Annotated in this window: 17 protein-coding genes and 2 pseudogenes; 3 read left to right on the top strand and 16 right to left on the bottom strand. The window is 72.8% G+C overall.

From position 1 onward, the window contains the following. The 7 genes and pseudogenes from ABZ924_RS08085 to ABZ924_RS08055 all read right to left on the bottom strand — a co-directional run. A pseudogene (locus ABZ924_RS08085) lies at positions 1-866 on the bottom strand (hypothetical protein); the annotation flags it as partial. 53 nt (positions 867-919) lie between these two features. Next, on the bottom strand, positions 920-1,792 hold the full coding sequence (locus ABZ924_RS08080; RefSeq protein WP_361905753.1) for a hypothetical protein: 873 nt from the start codon (positions 1,790-1,792) through the stop codon (positions 920-922). A 130-nt stretch (positions 1,793-1,922) separates the two neighbouring features. Continuing rightward, complete coding sequence (locus tag ABZ924_RS08075; RefSeq protein ID WP_361905751.1) at positions 1,923-2,090, bottom strand: hypothetical protein; 168 nt, start codon at positions 2,088-2,090, stop codon at positions 1,923-1,925. A gap of 117 nt (positions 2,091-2,207) precedes the next feature. Next, positions 2,208-2,423, bottom strand: a complete 216-nt coding sequence (locus ABZ924_RS08070) for a hypothetical protein (protein WP_361905749.1) — start codon at positions 2,421-2,423, stop codon at positions 2,208-2,210. Positions 2,424-2,602: 179 nt separating this feature from the next. Further along, positions 2,603-3,817 (bottom strand): MAB_1171c family putative transporter, encoded by a 1,215-nt coding sequence (locus tag ABZ924_RS08065; protein WP_361905748.1) that lies wholly within the window; start codon positions 3,815-3,817, stop codon positions 2,603-2,605. After that, positions 3,817-4,341, bottom strand: a complete 525-nt coding sequence (locus ABZ924_RS08060) for a regulator component (protein ID WP_361905746.1) — start codon at positions 4,339-4,341, stop codon at positions 3,817-3,819. The genes ABZ924_RS08065 and ABZ924_RS08060 overlap by 1 nt, the downstream gene beginning before the upstream one ends. Before the next feature lie 70 nt (positions 4,342-4,411). Beyond that, a complete protein-coding gene (locus tag ABZ924_RS08055) occupies positions 4,412-4,951 on the bottom strand; it encodes a hypothetical protein (protein ID WP_361905744.1) in 540 nt (179 codons plus the stop codon). 221 nt (positions 4,952-5,172) lie between these two features. Here ABZ924_RS08055 and ABZ924_RS08050 point away from each other — a divergent pair, with 221 nt between their 5' ends. After that, positions 5,173-6,177 (top strand): helix-turn-helix transcriptional regulator, encoded by a 1,005-nt coding sequence (locus tag ABZ924_RS08050; protein ID WP_361905742.1) that lies wholly within the window; start codon positions 5,173-5,175, stop codon positions 6,175-6,177. A 28-nt stretch (positions 6,178-6,205) separates the two neighbouring features. Here ABZ924_RS08050 and ABZ924_RS08045 read toward each other — a convergent pair whose 3' ends face one another. From ABZ924_RS08045 to ABZ924_RS08030, 4 genes are all read right to left on the bottom strand, one after another. Further along, the gene (locus ABZ924_RS08045; RefSeq protein ID WP_361905740.1) at positions 6,206-7,756 is read right to left on the bottom strand and encodes an NCS1 family nucleobase:cation symporter-1; all 1,551 of its coding nucleotides are present in this window, start codon (positions 7,754-7,756) and stop codon (positions 6,206-6,208) included. Between the two features lie 82 nt (positions 7,757-7,838). Next, positions 7,839-8,855 carry a TIGR03842 family LLM class F420-dependent oxidoreductase gene (locus tag ABZ924_RS08040; protein ID WP_361905738.1) on the bottom strand — a complete coding sequence of 339 codons (1,017 nt, stop codon included), beginning with the start codon at positions 8,853-8,855 and terminating at the stop codon, positions 7,839-7,841. 13 nt (positions 8,856-8,868) lie between these two features. Then, a complete protein-coding gene (gene hydA, locus ABZ924_RS08035) occupies positions 8,869-10,269 on the bottom strand; it encodes a dihydropyrimidinase (protein ID WP_361905736.1) in 1,401 nt (466 codons plus the stop codon). Between the two features lie 16 nt (positions 10,270-10,285). Then, a complete protein-coding gene (locus tag ABZ924_RS08030; RefSeq protein WP_361905952.1) occupies positions 10,286-11,539 on the bottom strand; it encodes an aspartate aminotransferase family protein in 1,254 nt (417 codons plus the stop codon). Between the two features lie 201 nt (positions 11,540-11,740). On the opposite strand from ABZ924_RS08030, the pseudogene ABZ924_RS08025 reads away from it, so the two are divergent. Next, a pseudogene (locus ABZ924_RS08025) lies at positions 11,741-12,907 on the top strand (transposase); the annotation flags it as partial. Positions 12,908-12,982: 75 nt separating this feature from the next. Here ABZ924_RS08025 and ABZ924_RS08020 read toward each other — a convergent pair. The 5 genes from ABZ924_RS08020 to ABZ924_RS08000 form a co-directional block, all read right to left on the bottom strand. Continuing rightward, entirely contained in the window at positions 12,983-13,825 is an 843-nt protein-coding gene (locus tag ABZ924_RS08020; protein WP_361905734.1) for a nitrilase-related carbon-nitrogen hydrolase, read from the bottom strand. 239 nt (positions 13,826-14,064) lie between these two features. Next, complete coding sequence (locus ABZ924_RS08015) at positions 14,065-16,407, bottom strand: hypothetical protein (protein ID WP_361905732.1); 2,343 nt, start codon at positions 16,405-16,407, stop codon at positions 14,065-14,067. 45 nt (positions 16,408-16,452) lie between these two features. Further along, a complete protein-coding gene (locus ABZ924_RS08010) occupies positions 16,453-16,833 on the bottom strand; it encodes a PPOX class F420-dependent oxidoreductase (RefSeq protein WP_361905730.1) in 381 nt (126 codons plus the stop codon). Positions 16,834-16,928: 95 nt separating this feature from the next. Beyond that, a complete protein-coding gene (locus ABZ924_RS08005; protein WP_361905729.1) occupies positions 16,929-17,120 on the bottom strand; it encodes a hypothetical protein in 192 nt (63 codons plus the stop codon). A 96-nt stretch (positions 17,121-17,216) separates the two neighbouring features. Then, positions 17,217-17,468: a helix-turn-helix transcriptional regulator gene (locus ABZ924_RS08000; protein ID WP_361905727.1), complete on the bottom strand. Its 252-nt coding sequence runs from the start codon at positions 17,466-17,468 to the stop codon at positions 17,217-17,219. Positions 17,469-17,531: 63 nt separating this feature from the next. On the opposite strand from ABZ924_RS08000, the gene map reads away from it, so the two are divergent. Further along, on the top strand, positions 17,532-18,299 hold the full coding sequence (gene map, locus ABZ924_RS07995) for a type I methionyl aminopeptidase (protein WP_361905725.1): 768 nt from the start codon (positions 17,532-17,534) through the stop codon (positions 18,297-18,299). Positions 18,300-18,434: the final 135 nt, after the last annotated feature.

The raw sequence follows: 18,434 nt of genomic DNA, 5'->3' as shown, positions 1-18,434 counted from the left end.
ACCGGCACGTCCCCCGGATTCCCCAGCTTCCGCGCCACCGCCACCGAACCGTTGTCGTTCGTGAGATAGAACGTCTGATCGGCCGGACGGTACACACCGAACGTGTCCTTCCCGTCCTTGTTCCAGTCACCCGACAACGGCACATCACCCTGCACACCGAACCCCGCCCAACCCGACAGACCCCCACTGCGGTCCGACACGAAGAACTTCGACTCACCCGGCCGGTACACACCCGCCGTCGTCGGGGTCGCGGTCTTGGTGTCCTCGGCGATGTTCTTGTAGCGGTACGCGGTGTAGCTGCTCATGGCGTGGCTGGACAGGTACGCGCCGTTGAGGTCGCCGTCGGTGTTGTAGTTCGTCGGGCGGCGCCGGCTGCTCTCCTGGTAGTAGTTGAATGTGCCCGCCGACTTGTCCCGCCAGCCCGCGAAGATGACGACGTGTTCGGCGCTGTTGAGGATGTCGCCGGGCTTGAGGTCCCACTTGTCTATCGACGTGGAGTAGTTGGGCAGGGCGCCCGTGTTAGGGCTTTCGGGGAGCTGCCAGGCCATGGAGACGAGTCCGGAGCAGTCCTGGCGGTAGCGGCCGCCCGTCTGGTCGTCCGCCCACCAGCTGTACGGGGCCTCCAGGCCGTTGGTGCTGTAGGGGACGGACTGGTTGACCCACGCCTGGGCCCGGTTGAGCACCTGACTGCGGGACACCTGGCCGCCGGGGGCCGCGTTGTGGCCGAGGGAGCCGGTCGATCCGGCGCGCATGTAGGTGCCCAGGGCGCTGTCGGCGTGGGCGGGCGCGCCGGCGAGAAGGAGCGAGGCGGCGCAGGCGGCGGCGAGGACGGCTGCCGCGCGGGTGGTGTTCTTCGTGATGGTCAACGGATCTCCTGAAGGTGTGGGTCGGGTGCTTCGGTCGGGGGTTCGGTGCGGTGTCATCGCCGGGTCGCCTGGTCGGCGAGGGCGGTGAGGATCTGGCTGTCGCCGCTGGTGTCGTAGGCCGGGCCGCGGCGTTCGGAGAGCTCGTCGAACTGGAAGAGCACGAGCGACTCGGCGCGCTGCACCGCGTAGAGGTGGGTGGTCTGCGGCTCGCCGGCCGCCGTGCCGCCGACGCCGGTCCACCGCCGCTGCCAGGCCTTGGCCCCCTGGCCGGTGGCGGTGGCGGTGACGGAGGCGTCCTGCGTGACGCCGCCGGCAGCCTGGGCCTTGCGCGAGGCGTCCTGACAGCGGTCCATGTCGGCGATGAGCCGGCCGTACGCGGCCTGGGCCGCCGACGCGTCGGGGTAGGCGAACAGCTGCTGACTGGCAGGGTTCTTGGCCGAGCTGAGGTATCCCTGCTGCTGCCACAGCACGGCGCCGGTCACGACCGCGCACTCGTTGAGCGTGATCTTCTCCCCGTGCAGGTCCCGGCTGCCGAGCGGGCCGTCCGGCTTCCATCCGAAGGCCTTCTGGGAAGGCAGCTCCTCGATGGATTCGGGCTTCACCGCCGCGTTCCGCGGCGCCTCCCCCCGACCGCCTCCCGAGGCGCCCGGCTGCGCTCCCGCTCCTTGCGCCTGCCGGCTCGGCTGAGGGGCCGAACCTCCCGCGGGCTCGGCCGGCTTCGCGGAGGGGGCGCCCTGCGGGGGCGGACTCGGGGAGCCGGCGGTGGGCGCCGGGGACGACACCGCGGCGCCTTGGGCGCCGGCGGCGACGACCTCCTTGGCGTGGCTGCCGGCACTGGTGCCGCAGCCCGTCGCCAGCGCCGCGAGGCAGAGGGTCAGGGCCACCGGAACGGCGGTGGAGGCGGGCAGGTGGGGCCGTTTGGGCATGACTGCTCCCGATGAGAAGGCTGCGGGGAAGGACACGGGCGTGACGTGGGGCGCTGCCGGCCGCGATCGCGGCGGTACTACGCAGGAGGCCGGGCACGGCGTGACGGCCGTGGGCGCGCGGGATGTCCGGTCAGCGGCCGTGGAGCGTGACGGAATATGCGCCGGCGGCGGCGCCCGAGGCGAGCGCGGCGGCCAGGAGGCGCAGGGCCTTGACGTGCGCGGTGTCGGCGCCGGTGGCGCGGATGAAGAGGATGATCCCGATGCCGGCCGGGCTTGCGAGGGCCCGGATGTGTTCCATGCCGTGTTCGGGTCTGCTGTGGGCCCACAGAGTGTCCACTAGGGCGTGGACCTGGTCATCGGTGGGTGCGTTTCCTCCCGTCGGCATCAGCGTGAGATGGACGGGCACCACCGCGGGTCAGTCCCAGCCGATGCCGTTGGCCGAGACACCGGTCGCGGACACGGCCGCGTGCGCCGAGGGCGCGTCCCAGCCGATGCCCTTCGCCGAGGGCACGTCCCAGCCGATGCCGGCCGGTCCCGTTGCGGCGAAGGCGGTCGAAGCGAGCGGCACCGCCGCGCCGGAAAGGACGGAGGCGATGACGGCGGTGGTGAGCAGGCGAGCGGTGGTGGACATGGCTGTACCCCAAACTGGTGGTGTCGGCGAGGACGATCGGGATCCGGCGGTCGGGCCGTGGGCCTCGGGGCCCCGGCTGGGACTCGGTGTCCCTGCCGCCGTTCCGGTGATCACTATCCTGCTCGGCCCGGCACCCCCCCGGGAAGCCGTACGGACCGTCACCAAGCGGCCTGGCCGCATCAGGACGCAGTGTCAGCCGGCTCCTGCCGAACGCGTGCCGCGGCCGCCGGCGGCGGGGCGTCATGCCCGCGCGACAGCTTCCCGTAGGCGGCGGCGACCTCGAGCAGCCAGGCGATCTCCTCGCCGGGAGTCCTGGCGTTCGACGGCAGCGGCACGGCGGCGTGGCCGGCGTCGGTATTCCCGTGGAGTGCCGCGAACAGCCAGGCCGCTTCCGCCCGGGCGTGCGACCGCTCGCCTGCGAGCGGCGCGCCGGAGCCCTCCCCCGTTGCGTTCGCAGCCGCTGCGCACCGATCGCGCAGTACGAGGCAGGCGTCGCGGATCTCGAAGGCCCGGTGGGCCACGTCAAGGGTCCGGTCCCCGAGGATGAACAGGTCGCGGACGCGGCCCACGCGCGGGCCGAACGCCACCTCCGGTGCGGCGTGGAGCAGGTCCGACCACAGCGGGTGCAGCCGCCACAGCGCGTACTGGTCACGGAGGTGGCGGGCGAGGATCCTCAGCGGCGGCAGGACTAGGCCGACCACGAGGAGGACGAGGGAGAGCACCGGCAGGGTCTCGGAGACCGGGTCGAACGTTCCGGGTCCCGGGACCTGCGTCCGGCTGTGCTGGCCTGCGAGGAAGACCACCCGGTAGACGGTGTAGACGACGGCCACCGCGCAGCCGCCCGCCAGGCACACGACTCCCGCCCGCAGCAGGCCTCGGGGCACGCTGCGCCGGTTCGACCAGAAGAGCCTGGCCGTCAGCGCGCTGGAGGGTCCCAGGTAGGCGTAGACGATGCCTTCGTACAGCCGCACCGCCCAGTCGCCCAGGTGGGCGTCGGTCACCCGGCTCGCCGGGCCGTCGGGGTCGTGCTCGAAGAAGAAGACGAACAGCAGCGTGAGCGCCAGTGCGGCGCTCACCGCCACGGCGATGCGCAGCCGAGCGGCCGCCGCCCGCCGCGGCCCGCGGCCGTGGAGCGCGATCACGTACTCCAGCATGAAGAAGTTCGATGCCAGGCCGGCGATGTGCTTGATGAGGACGGACAGGTCGGGTGAACCGGTGGCGACCCTGATGAGGTGCTCCACGGCCGGCGGCCTGGTCGTCAACGTGACGGCGAGCGCGACGAGGAAGCCCCACAGGCAGCGTGAAGGGCGGGAGCCGTTGAAGGCGGCGGGCGCGCGCCAGATCACCAGCATCCACAGAACGGCGGGAAGGGTGAACTGGTAGACCGGGTACATCAATCTCCTCGCCAGCGTCGCAGGCGGCGTATCGGGTGGGCGAGGCTGGCGGCCAGCCGGCGCGAGGACGGAGTGCCGACCCGGTCGGTGGCGGCCAGGTCGGCCAGGAGCACGGCGATCATCTCGGCCTCCTGCTCCTCGACGGTGTCGAAGTTGCTGCGCGCCCTGCCGAGCGTGTGGGCGATGAGGTCCGGCGTCAGGTCGCCGAAAGCCCTTGCCAGATCGGCCAGTTCCACGTTCCGGGTGTGGCCGCACAGGACGTGGCCGAGCTCGTGAAGCTTGATCAGGTCCTGGTGGGCCGGACTCGTCTTCTGCTCGTAGAAGACGACGTCCACGCTGGGCAGCGCGATCCACGCCCCGCACGGGACCTCGAAACCGAGCTCGGGAAGCGGCTCCATCACGATCGGACGCCCGCGATGCCGGGCCAGCGCATCACGGAAGGAGTCGACCGTGAACGGATCCGGCAGCTCGATCCCGGCCAGGATGCCCTCGCAACGCCTGCGCAGACCCCGGGGTACAGGCATGGCGGCAGGGATCCTTCGGTCAGCGGGCAGCGGTCGGTGCGCTGCCCACCCTACTGACTCCCACCGGTGGTCAGGGGCCCGTTCCGGTTGGTGGGGGCGGGCTCGACTCCCCCGCCGCCTGTGCCTCGAGCGCACTGAGGCGGTCGGCCAGCGCGACCAGCATGTGGAGGCTGTTGTCGGACAGCCCCGAGGCGCGCTGCGCGAGGCCGATGACCCCGGCGTTCCCCACGGCCGCCTGCATGCCCGCCAGCTTGTCCAGGGCCAGCAGTTGCTCGTCCACGGCAGCCGCCTTGGCGTCGTCCAGGAAGTACGTGGCACCGGACCGGATGCCGAAGGCGAGGCCCAGCCAGTCCAGCGTCTCGACCGTGGGGTTGGGGGACTGCCCCTTCTGCGTGGTCGCCTGGTGCAGATTGCGGATCGTGTCCCGGGAGATGACGCTGCGTCCGGCGATCCTGTTGACCCGGTCGGCCAGCTCCCGGTAGGCGGGGGCCTTCCCGCCGGCGCGGGCCGCCTCCCTGAGGATCAGCCCGTCGAGCCTCTCGGAGATCTTGCGGGCACGGTCGGGCGCCGAAGGGGGGGTCCGGTGGTCACCGGCTTCCACTGCATCCATCCCGGCCAGCTCCGATCAGTCGACGCTCACGATACCCCCACGACCGATCGGCGATTCTACTCGCCACACCCCAATCCGTTGAACACTCGACCCGACTGCGCCCGAGATGGCCATACTCGACCTCTCCACTCGCCGCGGCAACACCCTGCTTGATCAACCCGCAGAGTTGAGCCTAGGCTGAATGGCGATTTAAATCGCTTTGCAGAGTGGGGGGTTGGCAGATGTTGGACGTGCTCGGGCTGGACCACGTGTCGGAGGCCGTGTACCGGGAGATGCTCTCCCGTCCCGAGGGCAGTGTGCAGGAGCTCTGTGCACAACTGGGCCTGGCCGAGGGCACCGTGCGGGACGCCCTGGACAGGCTCGCCGATCTCCGGCTCCTGCGCGCCTCCCGGGACGTACGCGGCGCCGTACGGCCGGTCAGCCCGGAGCTCGGCCTGGAGATGCTCCTGCTACGGCAGGAGGAAGAGCTCCTGCGCCGTCACCGGGAGCTCGAACTGGGAAAGGCTGCCGCAGCGCGAGCCATCGCCGAATACGCCGGCCTTCGACCGGCCTGCCCGACCGCGGTCGCCACGGCCACGGACACCGAGCGCCTGGTCGGCCTCGATGCCATCCAGGCGAAACTGGAAACCCTTGCCCGGGAGATGACCGACGAGTGTCTCTCGGTGATGCCGGGCGGAGCCCAGTCACAGGCCAGCCTCGACGCGTCCAGGCCCCTGGACGACGCGGCCATGCGCAAGGGCATCGCCCTCTTGACGCTCTACCAGGACAGCGTGCGCCACGATCCTGCATCCCTCGCGTACGCGCGGTGGATGACGGAGGAGGGCGGCATGGTGCGCACCTGTCCGACGCTTCCCCCGCGCATGCTCGTCTTCGACCGCCGGGTTGCCGTCGTCCCGATCGATCCGGCCGACACGAAGCGCGGCGCGCTGTGCATCCGCGAGGCGGGGATCGTCGCCTCGCTGGTCGCGCTGTTCGAGCAGACATGGAACTGCGCCGTCCCGCTGGGCGCCGACCGCTCCAAGGATGCCGACACCGGTCTCACCGCATCCGAGCAGGAGCTGCTCAAGCTCCTCGCATCCGGCCTCACCGACGAGGTCGCAGGCCGACGACTCGGCATATCGGCCCGCAGCGTACGCCGACAGATGGCAGGACTGATGGAACGCCTCGACGCATCGAGCCGGTTCGAGGCGGGCCTGAAAGCGGCCCAGCGCGGCTGGCTCCGGTAGCCCCCTCCCTGAACGAGGGCGGATGCACCTACACCCCGGGCGATCCCGCGGACGACGGGGAGGCTCCCCGCGCCTTCATGAGCGTGGTGTACAGCAGGAGGGACGCGGCGAGGCCGACCGCCCAGCCGTAGTCGGCGAGCGGCTCGAGGAAGGGGATCAGTCCTTCCTCGGGGAAGGGGCCGGCGCCCGGGGCGGAGTGGGAGCCGCCGATGGCGAGGACGCCGCCCACGGTGAAGGCGAGGACGGCGGCCGGGTTCCAGCCGGACCGGTACCAGTAGGGGCCGTCGGGGCGGTAGAGGCCGGCCAGGTCGAGGACGGTGCGGCGGACCAGCCAGTAGTCGGCGATGAGGATGCCTGCGACGGTGCCCAGCAGGCCGCCGACGAGGCCCAGCCAGGTGAAGATGTACAGCTCGGGCGTCTCGGTGAGCTTCCACGGCATGATGACCACGCCGACGACACCGGTGATCAGCGCGCCCTTGCGGAAGTCGATCCGCTCGGGGAGGACGTGGGCGAGGTCGTAGGCCGGGGAGACGACGTTGGCCGCGATGTTCACGGAGATCGTCGCGACGAGCACCGTGACGAGCGCGAAGAGCAGCCCGAAGACGTTGTCGGCGTGGGCCGCGAGTTCCACCGGGTCCCAGACGGGCGCTCCGTACACGGCCTGCGAGCCGGAGGTGACGAGCACGGAGAGCAGCGCGAACAGGGTCATGGTCGTCGGCAGCCCGAGGGCCTGTCCCCACGCCTGGGCGCGCTGGCCGGAGCCGAAGCGGGTGAAGTCGGGGATGTTGAGGCTGAGGGTCGCCCAGAACGCGATCATGCCCATGAGGGACGGGAAGAAGACCGGCCAGAAGTCCGAGCCCCAGCCCAGCTTCGACGGCTGGTCGAGCAGCGGTCCGAACCCGCCCGCCTTGACCGCGATCCAGACGAGGAGGACCAGCGCGCCGACGATGACGAAGGGTGCGGCCCAGTTCTCGAAACGGCGCAGCGTCTCCATGCCCCGTTGGATGATGGCCAGTTCCAGGGTCCAGAAGAGCACGAAGCAGAGCCACAGCGGCCAGGGCTGCCCGCCGATCCGGCTCGCCTCGGCCCAACCGCCGCCGAAGGCCTTGTCGAGCAGGACGAAGATGGCCTGGCCTGCGATCCAGGTCTGGATGCCGAACCAGGCGCAGGCGACCCCGGCCCGGACGAGCGCCGGCAGGTTGGCGCCGCGCAGGCCGAAGGGGGCGCGGGCGAGGACCGGGAAGGGGATGCCGTACTTCGGGCCCGCGTGCCCGGTCAGCAGCATCGGCAGGAGCACGATGACGTTGGCGAGGGCGATGGTGAGGACGGCCTGCTTCCAGTCCATGCCCAGGGCGACGAGGCCGGAGGCGAGCAGCCAGGAGGGGATGTTGTGGGCCATGCCGACCCAGAGGGCGGCGAAGTTGTAGGTGGTCCAGCGGCGTGCGGCGATGGGGACGGGCAGCAGGTCGTCGTTGACGAAGCGCGGGTCGCCGACGGCCGCGCCGGGCGGGAGCTCGACGCGGCCGTCGGCGGCCGTGCCGGGGCCGGCGGGTCTGTCGGAGGAGGCGGTGGCGGTCATGGCGGCGGAACCCTTCGTTCGGGGGACGGTACGGAAGGGGCCGTGCGGGGTGGTGCGGGGGGCGGGGCCGGTTCGGGGCGTGTCAGGCGCCGAGCGCCGGGATGATCTCGGAGCCGTAGGCGTCGATGGTGGCCTCGCGGTTGTCGTGCATGTCGTAGACGGCGAACTGGTCGACGCCGAGGTCCTGGAGGTGGCGGAGTTTGGCGATGTGGGCCTCGGCGGGGCCGAGGAGGCAGAAGCGGTCGACGATCTCGTCGGGGACGAAGTCGGTGGAGGGGTTGTCGGCGCGGCCGTGGTGGCTGTAGTCGTAGCCGTGCCGGTCCTTGATGTACGCGGTGAGCTCGTCCGGGACCATCGCGGAGTGCTCGCCGTACTTGGCGACGAGGTCGGCGACGTGGTTGCCGACCATGCCGCCGAACCAGCGGCACTGGTCCCGGGCGTGGGCCAGGGCCGCGGCCGAGTCGTCGGCCGTGACGTAGGCGGGGGCGGCCACGCAGATGGTGAGGGTGTCGGGGTCGCGGCCGGCGTCCGTCGCGGCCTGCCGTACGGCCTTGACCATCCATTCGGTGAGGAAGGGGTCGGCGAGCTGGAGGATGAACCCGTCGGCCTTCTCCCCGGCGAGGGCCAGGGCCCTCGGTCCGTACGCGGCCATCCAGACGGGGAGCCTGCCGTTCTTGATCCAGGGGATGCGGACCGGGCTGCCGTCGACGACCGCCTCGCGGCCCTCGGCCAGGTCCCGGATGACGTCGATGGCCTCGCCCAGCCGGGCCAGGGTGTTCGGTTTGCGGCCGGCCACCCGCATGGCCGAGTCGCCGCGGCCGATCCCGCAGACGGTGCGGTTGCCGTACATGTCGTTGAGGGTGGCGAAGGTGGAGGCGGTGACCTCCCAGGTGCGGGTGCCGGGGTTGGTGACCATGGGGCCGACGTGCAGCTTCTGGGTGTTCGCCAGGATCTGGCTGTAAATGACGAAGGGTTCCTGCCACAGCACGGCCGAGTCGAAGGTCCAGCCGTAGCGGAACCCATTGCGCTCGGCGCGTTTCATCAGGCTGACCACCTGGGACGCGGGCGGGTCGGTTTGCAGGACGAGGCCGAAGTCCATCGCACTTCCTTGGTTACAGGTACTGGCAGGTGGAGCGGTGGACGAACGCACCGTGGCCGGCCCGGCCGGTGTACTCGCGCCGGTCGACGACGAGCTCGCCGCGGGACAGGACCGTGTCGACGCGTCCGGTGATCCGCTTGCCCTCATACGCCGAGTAGTCCACGTTCATGTGGTGGGTGGCGGCGGAGACCACCTGCTCGGCGTGCGGGTCGTACAGGACGATGTCGGCGTCGGAGCCCGGCGCGATGGTGCCCTTGCGCGGGTACAGGCCGAACATCCGGGCCGGGGTCGCGCAGGCGATCTCGATCCAGCGGCGGCGGCTGATGTGCCCGTCGACGACGGCCTGGTGGAGGAGGTCCATCCGGTTCTCCACACCGGGCAGGCCGTTCGGGATCTTGGAGAAGTCTCCGCGGCCGAGCTCCTTCTGCCCCTTGAAGCAGAACGGGCAGTGGTCGGTGGACACCACCTGGAGGTCGTTCGTGCGCAGGCCCCGCCACAGCGCGGCCTGGTGCTCGCGCGGGCGCAGCGGCGTGGAGCAGACGTACTTGGCGCCCTGGAAATCGGGCTCGGCCAGGTTGTCGGTGGACAGGAACAGGTACTGCGGGCAGGTCTCCCCGAAGACCGGCAGCCCCTTGTCGCGGGCGGCGGCCAGCTCGGCGACGGCTTCCTCCGCGGAGACGTGGACCACGTACAGCGGGGAGCCGGCCACGCGGGCCAGCTGGATCGCCCGGTGCGTGGCCTCGGCCTCCAGCAGGACCTTGCGGACCTCGCCGTGGTGGCGGGGGTCGGTCTCGCCGCGGGCCAGGGCCTGTTCGACGAGGACGTCGATGGCGATGCCGTTCTCGGCGTGCATCATGATCAGCCCGCCGTTGGCCGCGCCCCGCTGCATGGCGCGCAGGATCCGGCCGTCGTCGCTGTAGAAGACGCCGGGGTAGGCCATGAACAGCTTGAAGGAGGTGACGCCCTCCTCGACGAGGAGGTCCATCTCCTTCAGGGTCCCCTCGTTGACGTCCGAGAGGATCATGTGGAAGCCGTAGTCGATCGCGCAGTTGCCGTCGGCCTTCGCGTACCAGGCGTCGAGGCCCTCGCGCAGGCTGTGGCCCACGCTCTGCACGGCGAAGTCGACGATGGTGGTCGTGCCGCCCCAGGCGGCGGCCCGGGTCCCCGTCTCGAAGGTGTCCGAGGCGAAGGTGCCGCCGAAGGGCAGCTCCATGTGGGTGTGGGCGTCGACCCCGCCGGGGATGACGTACTTCCCGGCGGCGTCGAGGACGCGGTCGGCCGTCCAGCTCTCGGCGGCGGCCGAGCCGTGGGCCGCGAGGGCGGCGACCCGGCCGTCCTCGACCAGGACGTCGGCGTGGAGCTCGTCGGCGGCCGTGACGACGAGGCCGCCGCGGATCAGGGTGCGGTGGGACATGTGCGGCGCCTCCCGGCTACACGATGCTGCGCAGGGCCCGTTCGATGATGGCGGCTCCCTCTTCCGCCTCGGCGACGGTGAGGGACAGCGGCGGCGCGATGCGCAGCACGCTGGTGTCGTGGCCGCCGCCCTTGCCGAGGAGGAGGCCGCCTTCGCGGGCGGCTTCGATGACGGCGGCGGCCGCCTCCGGGTCGGCCCGGTCGGTGCCGGGCCGGGTCAGCTCCAGTCCGGCCATCAGGCCGCGGCCGCGGACCTCCCGTACGGCGGGCACGGTCGCGGCGATGGCGCGCAGCCGCTCCAGCAGCAGGCCGCCGACGCGGCGGGCGTTGCCCTGGAGGTCGTGCTCCAGCAGGTAGGCGAGGTTCGCGACGCCGGCGGCCATGGTGACCGGTGAGCCGCCGAAGGTGGAGATGGAGTTGGTGTCGATGCAGTTCATGATCTCGGCGCGGGCGACGACGCCGCCGATGGACATGCCGTTGCCGATGCCCTTGGCGAAGGTCAGCATGTCGGGCGGGCCGTTCTGGGCGTGCGCCTGCCAGCCCCAGAAGCTGTCGCCGGTACGGCCCCAGCCGGTCTGCACCTCGTCGCTGATCCACAGGATGCCGTGGCGGTCGAGGACCTCGCGGAAGGCCCCGTACAGGCCGTCGGGCGGCGAGGTGAACCCGCCGACGCCCTGGATCGGTTCGGCGATCAGGGCGGCGACCGAGCCGCGGGCCTGCCCGAGGACGTCCTCGAGGTCGGCGACGGCGGCAGAGGTGAAGTCGGCGTCGGACAGGGCGGCGAAGGGGCCGCGGGTGCGGACGGCGCCGTGCACGTAGTACGTCTGCAGCGGCGACAGGCTCGTCGGGGACCAGCCGCGGTTGCCGGTGATGGACACGGTGGAGAAGGACCGGCCGTGGTAGCTGTTGCGCATCGCCAGGACCTGGTTGGAGCGGCGGTACGCGGTCGCCAGCAGCAGGGCCGTGTCGTTGGCCTCGGTGCCGGAGGTGGTGAAGAAGACGCGGGCGTCCGGGATGCCGGACAGGGCGGCGATCCGCTCGGCCAGCTCGACCATCGGGCGGTTGAGGTAGAGGGTGGAGGAGTGGATGAGCCGGCCGGCCTGGTCGGAGACGGCCTTGGTGACCTCGGGCAGGGCGTGGGCGGTCATCGTGGTGAGGATGCCGCCGAAGAAGTCGAGGTAGCGGTTGCCCTCGGCGTCCCAGACGTGGCGGCCCTCGCCGTGGGTGAGCTCGATGGGGCGCTCGTAGTAGAGGGCGAGCCAGTCGGGCATGACGGCGCGGTGGCGGCTGTGCAGGGGGATCGGTTCGGTCACCTGGCTTCTCCTGGGATGCCGCGGCTTTGGGGCCGGTCAGGAATGGGGGCTCGGGGCGGGGCGGCGAAGCGTCGGAGTTCTCTGTGCATCTATTCTGACCTGGCCTTTCTTTCGTTGTCAGTAGCGGCTGTTAAGTTGCCGATCGTGGCGACAGGAACGATCGGCAACGACGTGGCCGGGCATGCCCGGTACACGTACCGGTTGCGTGTGTCGTCCTCCGGGCTCGCTGCCCTGGAAGGGGAGTGGGCGCGGTGTCGGTGGGTGTGGAACGAGTGCGTGGCGAGGTCCCGCAAGGTCCATGCACTGAACAAAAGCGGTGTCGAGAAGACGACGTGTGGTCCGGCGCAGCTCGACAGGATGCTGACCGCGGCCCGGGCGGCAGTGAGCTGGCTGCGCGAGGGCGCTTCGGTTCCTCAGCAGCAGGTCATCCGGGACTTCGCGAAGTCCCGGGCCAAGGGGCTGAAGGACGTCAAGGCAGCGCTGCCGATGCGGCAGCGGGCCGGGATGCCCCGCATGAAGCCGAAGCGCGAGGCTCTGCCTACGCTGAACTACACGAAGCGCGGATTCCGGTTGAAGGACGGCCGCCTGCACCTGGCCGGCGGGATCGCCCTCGCCGTGGTGTGGTCCCGCGATCTGCCGTCCGACCCCACGAGCGTGCGGGTCTACCGGGACGGGCTCGGACACTGGTACGCCTCGTTCGTCGTGGTCGCCGGCACGGTCGACACACCGGCCACGGGCCGATCCATCGGCATTGACTGGGGCGTGAAGGAAACTGCCACCACCACATCCGACGCCCACGACCTCCGGCATACGGGGCACGGGAAGACGGCCGCGCAGAAGCTGGCGCGCTACCAGCGGCAGATGGCACGCCGAAAGAGCCCGAGAAACAGGCCCGACACCAGCGGCTACCGCAAGGCCCGCAGGGCGGCGGCGAAGGTTTCGAAGAAGATCGCCCGGCAGCGGCAGGACACCGGCCGCAAGTGGGCCAAGACCGTCGCCCGCGACTTCGACGTGATCGCCATGGAGGACTTCCGGCCGAAGTTCCTCACCAAGACCACAATGGCCCGCAAGGCCGCCGACGCCGCGATCAGCGCCACGAAGACCGCCCTGATCGAGCAGGCCCGCAAGCACGGGCGCACCGTGCACCTTGTCCACCCCGCGCACACCACCATGGACTGCGCGCAGTGCGGAGCGAGAGCCAAGCACGCACTACCTCTTTCCGAGAGAACGTACACGTGCACCGCGTGCGGAGCCGTCTCACCCAGAGACAAGAACTCCGCCCGCGTGATGCTCGTCCGGGCTGGTCTCAACCCGGCTGGTGCTGATCTTGTAAGCCCTGCCCACTGCCAGGGGTCAGGCGAAGTGAGCCAGGACCCCCCCCGCCGTCAGGCGAAGGAGGAGTCAAGGCTGTACGAGCCCTCCGTAGGCGTCGGGGCGGCGGTCGCGGTAGAACGCCCATTGGGTGCGGACCTCTTCGATGAGGCCGAAGTCGAGGTCGCGGACGAGGAGTTCCTCCTCCTTGTCGCTAGCGAGGTCGCCGACGAACCGGCCGCGGGGGTCGACGAAGTAGCTGGTGCCGTAGAAGTCGTTGTCGCCGTACTCCTCCACGCCGACGCGGTTGATCGCGGCGACGAAGTACTCGTTGGCGACGGCCGAGGCGGGCTGCTCCAGCTGCCACAGGTGCGCGGACAGGCCGCGGTGGGTGGCGGACGGGTTGTACACGAGCTGCGCGCCGGCCAGGCCGAGGGCGCGCCAGCCCTCGGGGAAGTGGCGGTCGTAGCAGATGTAGACGCCGACCTTGCCGACGGCGGTGTCGAAGACGGGCCAACCCAGGTTGCCGGGGCGGAAGTAGTACTTCTCCCAGAACCCCTTGACCTGCGGGATGTGGTGCTTGCGGTACTTGCCGAGGTAGCTGCCGTCGGCGTCGATGACGGCCGCGGTGTTGTAGTAGAAGCCGGAGTCCTCGATCTCGAAGACGGGGACGACGATGACCATGCCGGTCTCGCGGGCGAGGGCCTGCATGCGGCGGACGGTGGGGCCGTCGGGGACCGGCTCGGCCCAGCGGTAGTGCTCGGGCTCCTGGACCTGGCAGAAGTAGGGGGCGTTGAACACCTCCTGGAAGCCGATGATCCGGGCGCCCTGGGCGGCCGCTCTGCGGGCGTGCTCCTCGTGTTTGGCGATCATCGACTCGGTGTCTCCGGTCCAGGTGGCCTGGACGAGTGCGGCGCGGACGACTTGGGCCATGAGCTGCTCCTCGCGACGGGAACGCCGACTTCTACGCACGTAGACGGTGTGCGTAGGGAGTAGAACGTAGGCCTCGCCACAGCCCGGGGCAAGACCGCCTTGCACGGTTGGAGCAGTCGGTCGATTTGGGGCGCAAGGCGGTCGCGTTCGGTCGGGAGGCGATCACCTGACGATCGGGCGGCGATCGGGCGGCGATCGGGCGGCGATCCGGCGGCGATCGGCAGGTGATCCGACGGCGATCAGTCGGCGGGCAGTTTGGCCACGATGCGCAGGGCGTGTACGAGGTCGCGGCGGTGCCCTGCGGAGACGGCGGCGGCGGCCGCGAGCAGGCGGGGCGTGAACCACTGCGGGTCCCGGCGGGCGAGGCGGGCCGCCTCCTCGGCGGTGCGGACGCGGACGAAGGCCCCGAGGAGGGCGTCGGCCTCGTGGGGCCGGCCGGCCGCGGCCAGGGTCAGGGCCGCCTCGGCGATCTCGGCGGCGGGGCGGGCCACGCCCTGGCGCAGCAGCGCCTCGCAGTCGGCGTGCCGGCCGGCCTCGCCGAGGGCGGCGGCGGCCGCGGCGAGCCGGTCGGGCGGGAGCGAGGCCGCCTCCCACAGCAGGGTGGCCCAGTCGGCGGCCAGCCCGGCCCGCCCGAGCTCGGCGGCCAGCGCCGGCAACCGCCCGGCCGGCCAGGCGGCCGCCTCGCACAGCACGACGTGTGCCTCGCCGCTGCGCCCCTGCCCGCGCAGGGCGATGAGCTCGGCCACCACGTCCTGCACCCGGCGCCGGGGGGCGGTGTCGGGGCCGTCGCCGGCCACCCCCTCGGGCCCCGGGCCGGGCCCGCCGGCCCACGCATCCCCGTCCGGCCCGGAGTCCCGCACGCCGGGCGTACCGCCGGAGCCGGGGGCCGACCACCGGGCCCGCTCGGGTGCGGAGTCCCCGGCGGCCGCGGCGCCGGGGGCGGGCGCGCTGCCGGGGCCGGGCCCGGACCCGGCGCCACCGCCGAGGCCGGGAGCGCTGCCCGCAGCAGGCGCTCCGGCCGACGGGTCGGCGTACGACGCGGAGCCGCCGGCCCACTCGTCCCAGGCGGGCACCGGACCGGACCCCACGGACCAGGCGGCGGCAGCGTCCTGCTCGGCGACGGCCGTTCCGGCGGGGGCGGCGGGGGCGGTGGGGGCGGTGGAGGCGGTGGAGGCGGTGGCCATGTCAGCGGCCCTCGGGTCGGATGCCGGGGCAGGGAAATCCTGACCGGCGGAGAGCAGGTCCGTGGGCCACGGCGCGGCGGACCCGGCAGCCGCGGAACCAGCACCGGCACCGGCAGGTTCGGGGTGCTCGGGGCCCTCGGGGCCGGATCCCGGTCCGGCACTGCGAAGCCAGGCGTCGGCCGGGTCGTGGCCGGCATCCGGCTGCGGGGTGGCGGGGTCTGCGTCGGCTGCGGGGAGAGGGGCGAAGCGGGCGCCGCGGGGTGGCGGGACCGGCGGGCCGTCCTGGTGGCCGGGCGGGGGTGTGAAGCCCGCCGGGGCCGGAGCCGCCGCGCCGGCATACCTCGCCCCGCCCGGCCGTCGGCCGGCGCCGCCCCGCAACCACCGCCCCTCGGCCCGCCGTACGGGCGGCTGCGGGGCCGCGTCAGCCGCCTCCCCCGCCTCCGCGCCACGCTGCGGGAGGGCGCCGGCCGCCTGCTCCGCCTCCGCGCCGAGCCGAAGTGCCGCAGCGGACACGCCTTCCGACCCCGCACCGCGCTGCGAGGGCACACCGGGCGCCTGCCACGGCGCCGGGCCGGGCTGCGGCAGCCCGCCGAACGCCCCCTCCACCGGCACCGGGACCGACTGCGGAACCACGCCGAACGCCTCCCCCGCCATCGGGGCGGAATGCGGGGGCGCGCCGGACACCTCCCTGAGCGCCGGGGCGGGATGCGGGGCCGCGCTGGGCGCTTGTTCCGCCATCGGGGCGGGATGCAGGGGCGCGCCGGGTGCCTCCTCCGGGCCCGCGCCGGGCTGCGAAGGCGCGCCGGGCGGCTGCCACTGGGCCGGGGCGGGGTATGGGGGTGCGGTGGGGGGTTGTGGCTCCGGGGTGCGTTGGCGGGGTAAGCCGGGTAGGGGGTCCGGGGGCAGGGCCTCCAGGCGGGTCGTGAAGTCCTGCTGGCGGGCGGCAGCCCGGGCCGCGTCGTCCCGTACCCAGGCGAGCTCCGCGGCCACGGCGGCCGCCTCGGTCCGGTCGCCGGTGGCGGCGAGGCGCGCGGCCAGGGTCCGGGCCGCGGCCTCCGACACGGCCCGCTGGTCGGCGGCGTCCGCCCGCAGGGTCCGAAGCTCCTCGGCCCCGCCCGGGAGCCTGTCCCACGCGGCGACGGCCTCGGCACGCAGCCGGGCCGCGTACTGCGTCTCCCGCGCCGCGAACTGCTCACCGCGGGCGGCCGCGAGGTCGGCGAGCAGCGACTCCACCACGTCCCACGGGGGCATCGCCGCCCCCTCCATGCAGGCCCGCATCCCTTCCGGATCCCGGCGCAGGAACTCCCCGTACCACCCCGCCCCCGGATCGAGCCGGTGCGTCAATCCCCGCAGATAGTCCGACAGTTGCGCGATCGCCTGCGAAGTCGCGGTCTCCATGCCCGCATTGGATCCCACGGGCGTTACGGGCGGGCTACAGGAATCTCAAACCTTGACGGCGATCGCGGTGTGCGGGCGTTTGCCGAGCCGGACCGCCGCGGCCGGCAGGTCCACCGCCCAGAACCGCCAGGTGTACTTGCGCCCCAGCAGCCGCCGCACCCGCTTCAGCCCGGCCTCGTCCAGCAGCCGCGCCCGCCCCTCCAGGACGGCCGCGCCCTCCTCCACCCTCCCGCGCACGTCGCAGGCGGCCAGGGTGACCCGGCCGTTGTTGCGGATCCGCTTGACCTTCCACGCGTCCGAGCGCGTCCAGACGTACAGCTCGCCGTCCTCGACGACGGCCCAGACGGGGGTCGCGACCGGCGTGCCGTCCTTGCGGAAGGTGGTGAGGCTGACGTACGGGGACCGCCCGAGTTCTTCGAGGTTCATGCCCCGAGGCTAGGCCCGGCCCGCCGGCCGCGGACAGGGGGGACCTGCGGATCCCGGGCCGTACGCCGAGTGGCGCGGCCGGGCGCCGCGGGCGATCATCCGCGGCGCGGCGCCGGGCCGGGGGTGGCCGGCGGATGCGCCGGCTGGTCCGCGACGGCGTCCCCGGGATGCCGCCCGGTCCCGGCCCGGCCTTCGGGTGAGGCGCAGGCCGCCACCAGCAGGCCGGCCGCGAGCAGCGCGCCGAGGAGTCCGAGACCGAGGCGCTGGGGGGCGTGGAGGGCTGACACGCCCTCACGCTTGCCCCGCGCCGGGCGGCGCGCACCGCCGATTGGGCCGTTCGGCCCGCGGGGCCGCCCGAACGGCGCCCGGCGGCCGGTGCGGCCTCAGGCCGTCACGAGGGCGCAGCGCCGCATCACGTCGTCCAGGGAGAGGCCGAGCGCCTCGGCCACGGCGGCGACGGTGAAGAAGGCGGGGGTGGGCGCGCGGCCGGTCTCGATCTTCCGGAGGGTCTCGGCGGACAGCCCGGCGCTCGCCGCGACCTCGACCATGCTGCGGGCGCCGCGGGCCTCCCGCAGCAGGGCGCCGAGGCGTTCGCCGCGCTCGCGCTCTTCGGGGGTGAGGGGGGTTCGGACCATGGCCCCATCCTAGCGCGGCACCGATAACTATGCCGGTAAACTTATACCGGTATAGTTATTGGCATGGTGGAACTCAAGACGGAACGTTCGATCGACGAGATGCGCGCCGCGGGCCGGGTCGTGGCCCGGGCCCTGGCCGCGGTACGGGACGCAGCGCGGGTCGGCGTGTCCCTGCAGGAGCTGGACCGGGTGGCCCGCGGCGTACTGGACGGGGCGGGGGCGGCCTCGCCCTTCCTCGGCTACCGGCCGCAGTTCGCGCCGGTCCCCTTCCCGGCGGTGGTGTGCGCCTCGGTCAACGACGCGATCGTCCACGGCATCCCGGACGGCTACCGGCTCCGCGACGGCGACCTGGTCAGCATCGACTGCGGCGCCCGCCTCGGCGGCTGGGTCGGGGACGCGGCGGTCAGCTTCACGGTCGGCCGGCCGCGGCCGGGCGACCTCCGGCTCATCGAGACTGCGGAGGCGGCGTTGGCGGCCGGGATCGCGGCCGCCGTGCCGGGGAACCGGATCGGGGACATCGCGCACGCCATCGGCACGGTGTGCCGGGGCGCGGGGTACGGGATTCCGGACGGCTTCGGCGGGCACGGGGTGGGGCGGCACATGCACGAGGAGCCGGGTGTGCCGAACGAGGGGCGGGCGGGGCGGGGGATGCGGCTGCGGGCGGGGATGGTGCTGGCGATCGAGCCGATGCTGATCGCCGGGGGGACGGATGACTATCGGTGCGACGGGGACGGGTGGACGCTGCGCACCGTCGACGGCAGTCGGGCCGCGCACGCCGAGCACACGGTGGCCGTCACCCCCGCGGGTCCCCGCATCCTGACGGCCCCCTGACGGGCCGCCCTCCCCCGGTCCGGCCGGGGGGGCCGCCGCTGCGCGGAGCCTGCCCCCGCCCCGCCCCTTCCCGAAACCGGGGGCTCCGCCCCCGGACCCCCACGCCTCAAACGCCGGCGGGGCTGATTTCAGCCC

It is taken from the genome of Streptomyces sp. NPDC046876, from assembly GCF_040645035.1.
Classification (GTDB): domain Bacteria; phylum Actinomycetota; class Actinomycetes; order Streptomycetales; family Streptomycetaceae; genus Streptomyces.
The sequence above is the reverse complement of the archived record's forward strand: the minus strand, read 5'-3'. Positions and strand labels throughout refer to the sequence as shown.

What these genes read in the sequence shown, in the direction of transcription:
- ABZ924_RS08020 (WP_361905734.1), bottom strand. Translation starts at nt 13,825, where the DNA reads ATGGCCCAAGTCGTCCGCGCCGCACTCGTCCAGGCCACCTGGACCGGA.
- ABZ924_RS08060 (WP_361905746.1), bottom strand. Translation starts at nt 4,341, where the DNA reads ATGCCTGTACCCCGGGGTCTGCGCAGGCGTTGCGAGGGCATCCTGGCC.
- ABZ924_RS08065 (WP_361905748.1), bottom strand. Translation starts at nt 3,817, where the DNA reads ATGTACCCGGTCTACCAGTTCACCCTTCCCGCCGTTCTGTGGATGCTG.
- ABZ924_RS08030 (WP_361905952.1), bottom strand. Translation starts at nt 11,539, where the DNA reads ATGCCCGACTGGCTCGCCCTCTACTACGAGCGCCCCATCGAGCTCACC.
- ABZ924_RS08000 (WP_361905727.1), bottom strand. Translation starts at nt 17,468, where the DNA reads ATGGTCCGAACCCCCCTCACCCCCGAAGAGCGCGAGCGCGGCGAACGC.
- ABZ924_RS08080 (WP_361905753.1), bottom strand. Translation starts at nt 1,792, where the DNA reads ATGCCCAAACGGCCCCACCTGCCCGCCTCCACCGCCGTTCCGGTGGCC.
- ABZ924_RS08070 (WP_361905749.1), bottom strand. Translation starts at nt 2,423, where the DNA reads ATGTCCACCACCGCTCGCCTGCTCACCACCGCCGTCATCGCCTCCGTC.
- map (WP_361905725.1), top strand. Translation starts at nt 17,532, where the DNA reads ATGGTGGAACTCAAGACGGAACGTTCGATCGACGAGATGCGCGCCGCG.
- ABZ924_RS08015 (WP_361905732.1), bottom strand. Translation starts at nt 16,407, where the DNA reads ATGGAGACCGCGACTTCGCAGGCGATCGCGCAACTGTCGGACTATCTG.
- ABZ924_RS08050 (WP_361905742.1), top strand. Translation starts at nt 5,173, where the DNA reads ATGTTGGACGTGCTCGGGCTGGACCACGTGTCGGAGGCCGTGTACCGG.
- ABZ924_RS08045 (WP_361905740.1), bottom strand. Translation starts at nt 7,756, where the DNA reads ATGACCGCCACCGCCTCCTCCGACAGACCCGCCGGCCCCGGCACGGCC.
- ABZ924_RS08055 (WP_361905744.1), bottom strand. Translation starts at nt 4,951, where the DNA reads ATGGATGCAGTGGAAGCCGGTGACCACCGGACCCCCCCTTCGGCGCCC.
- hydA (WP_361905736.1), bottom strand. Translation starts at nt 10,269, where the DNA reads ATGTCCCACCGCACCCTGATCCGCGGCGGCCTCGTCGTCACGGCCGCC.
- ABZ924_RS08075 (WP_361905751.1), bottom strand. Translation starts at nt 2,090, where the DNA reads ATGGAACACATCCGGGCCCTCGCAAGCCCGGCCGGCATCGGGATCATC.
- ABZ924_RS08040 (WP_361905738.1), bottom strand. Translation starts at nt 8,855, where the DNA reads ATGGACTTCGGCCTCGTCCTGCAAACCGACCCGCCCGCGTCCCAGGTG.
- ABZ924_RS08010 (WP_361905730.1), bottom strand. Translation starts at nt 16,833, where the DNA reads ATGAACCTCGAAGAACTCGGGCGGTCCCCGTACGTCAGCCTCACCACC.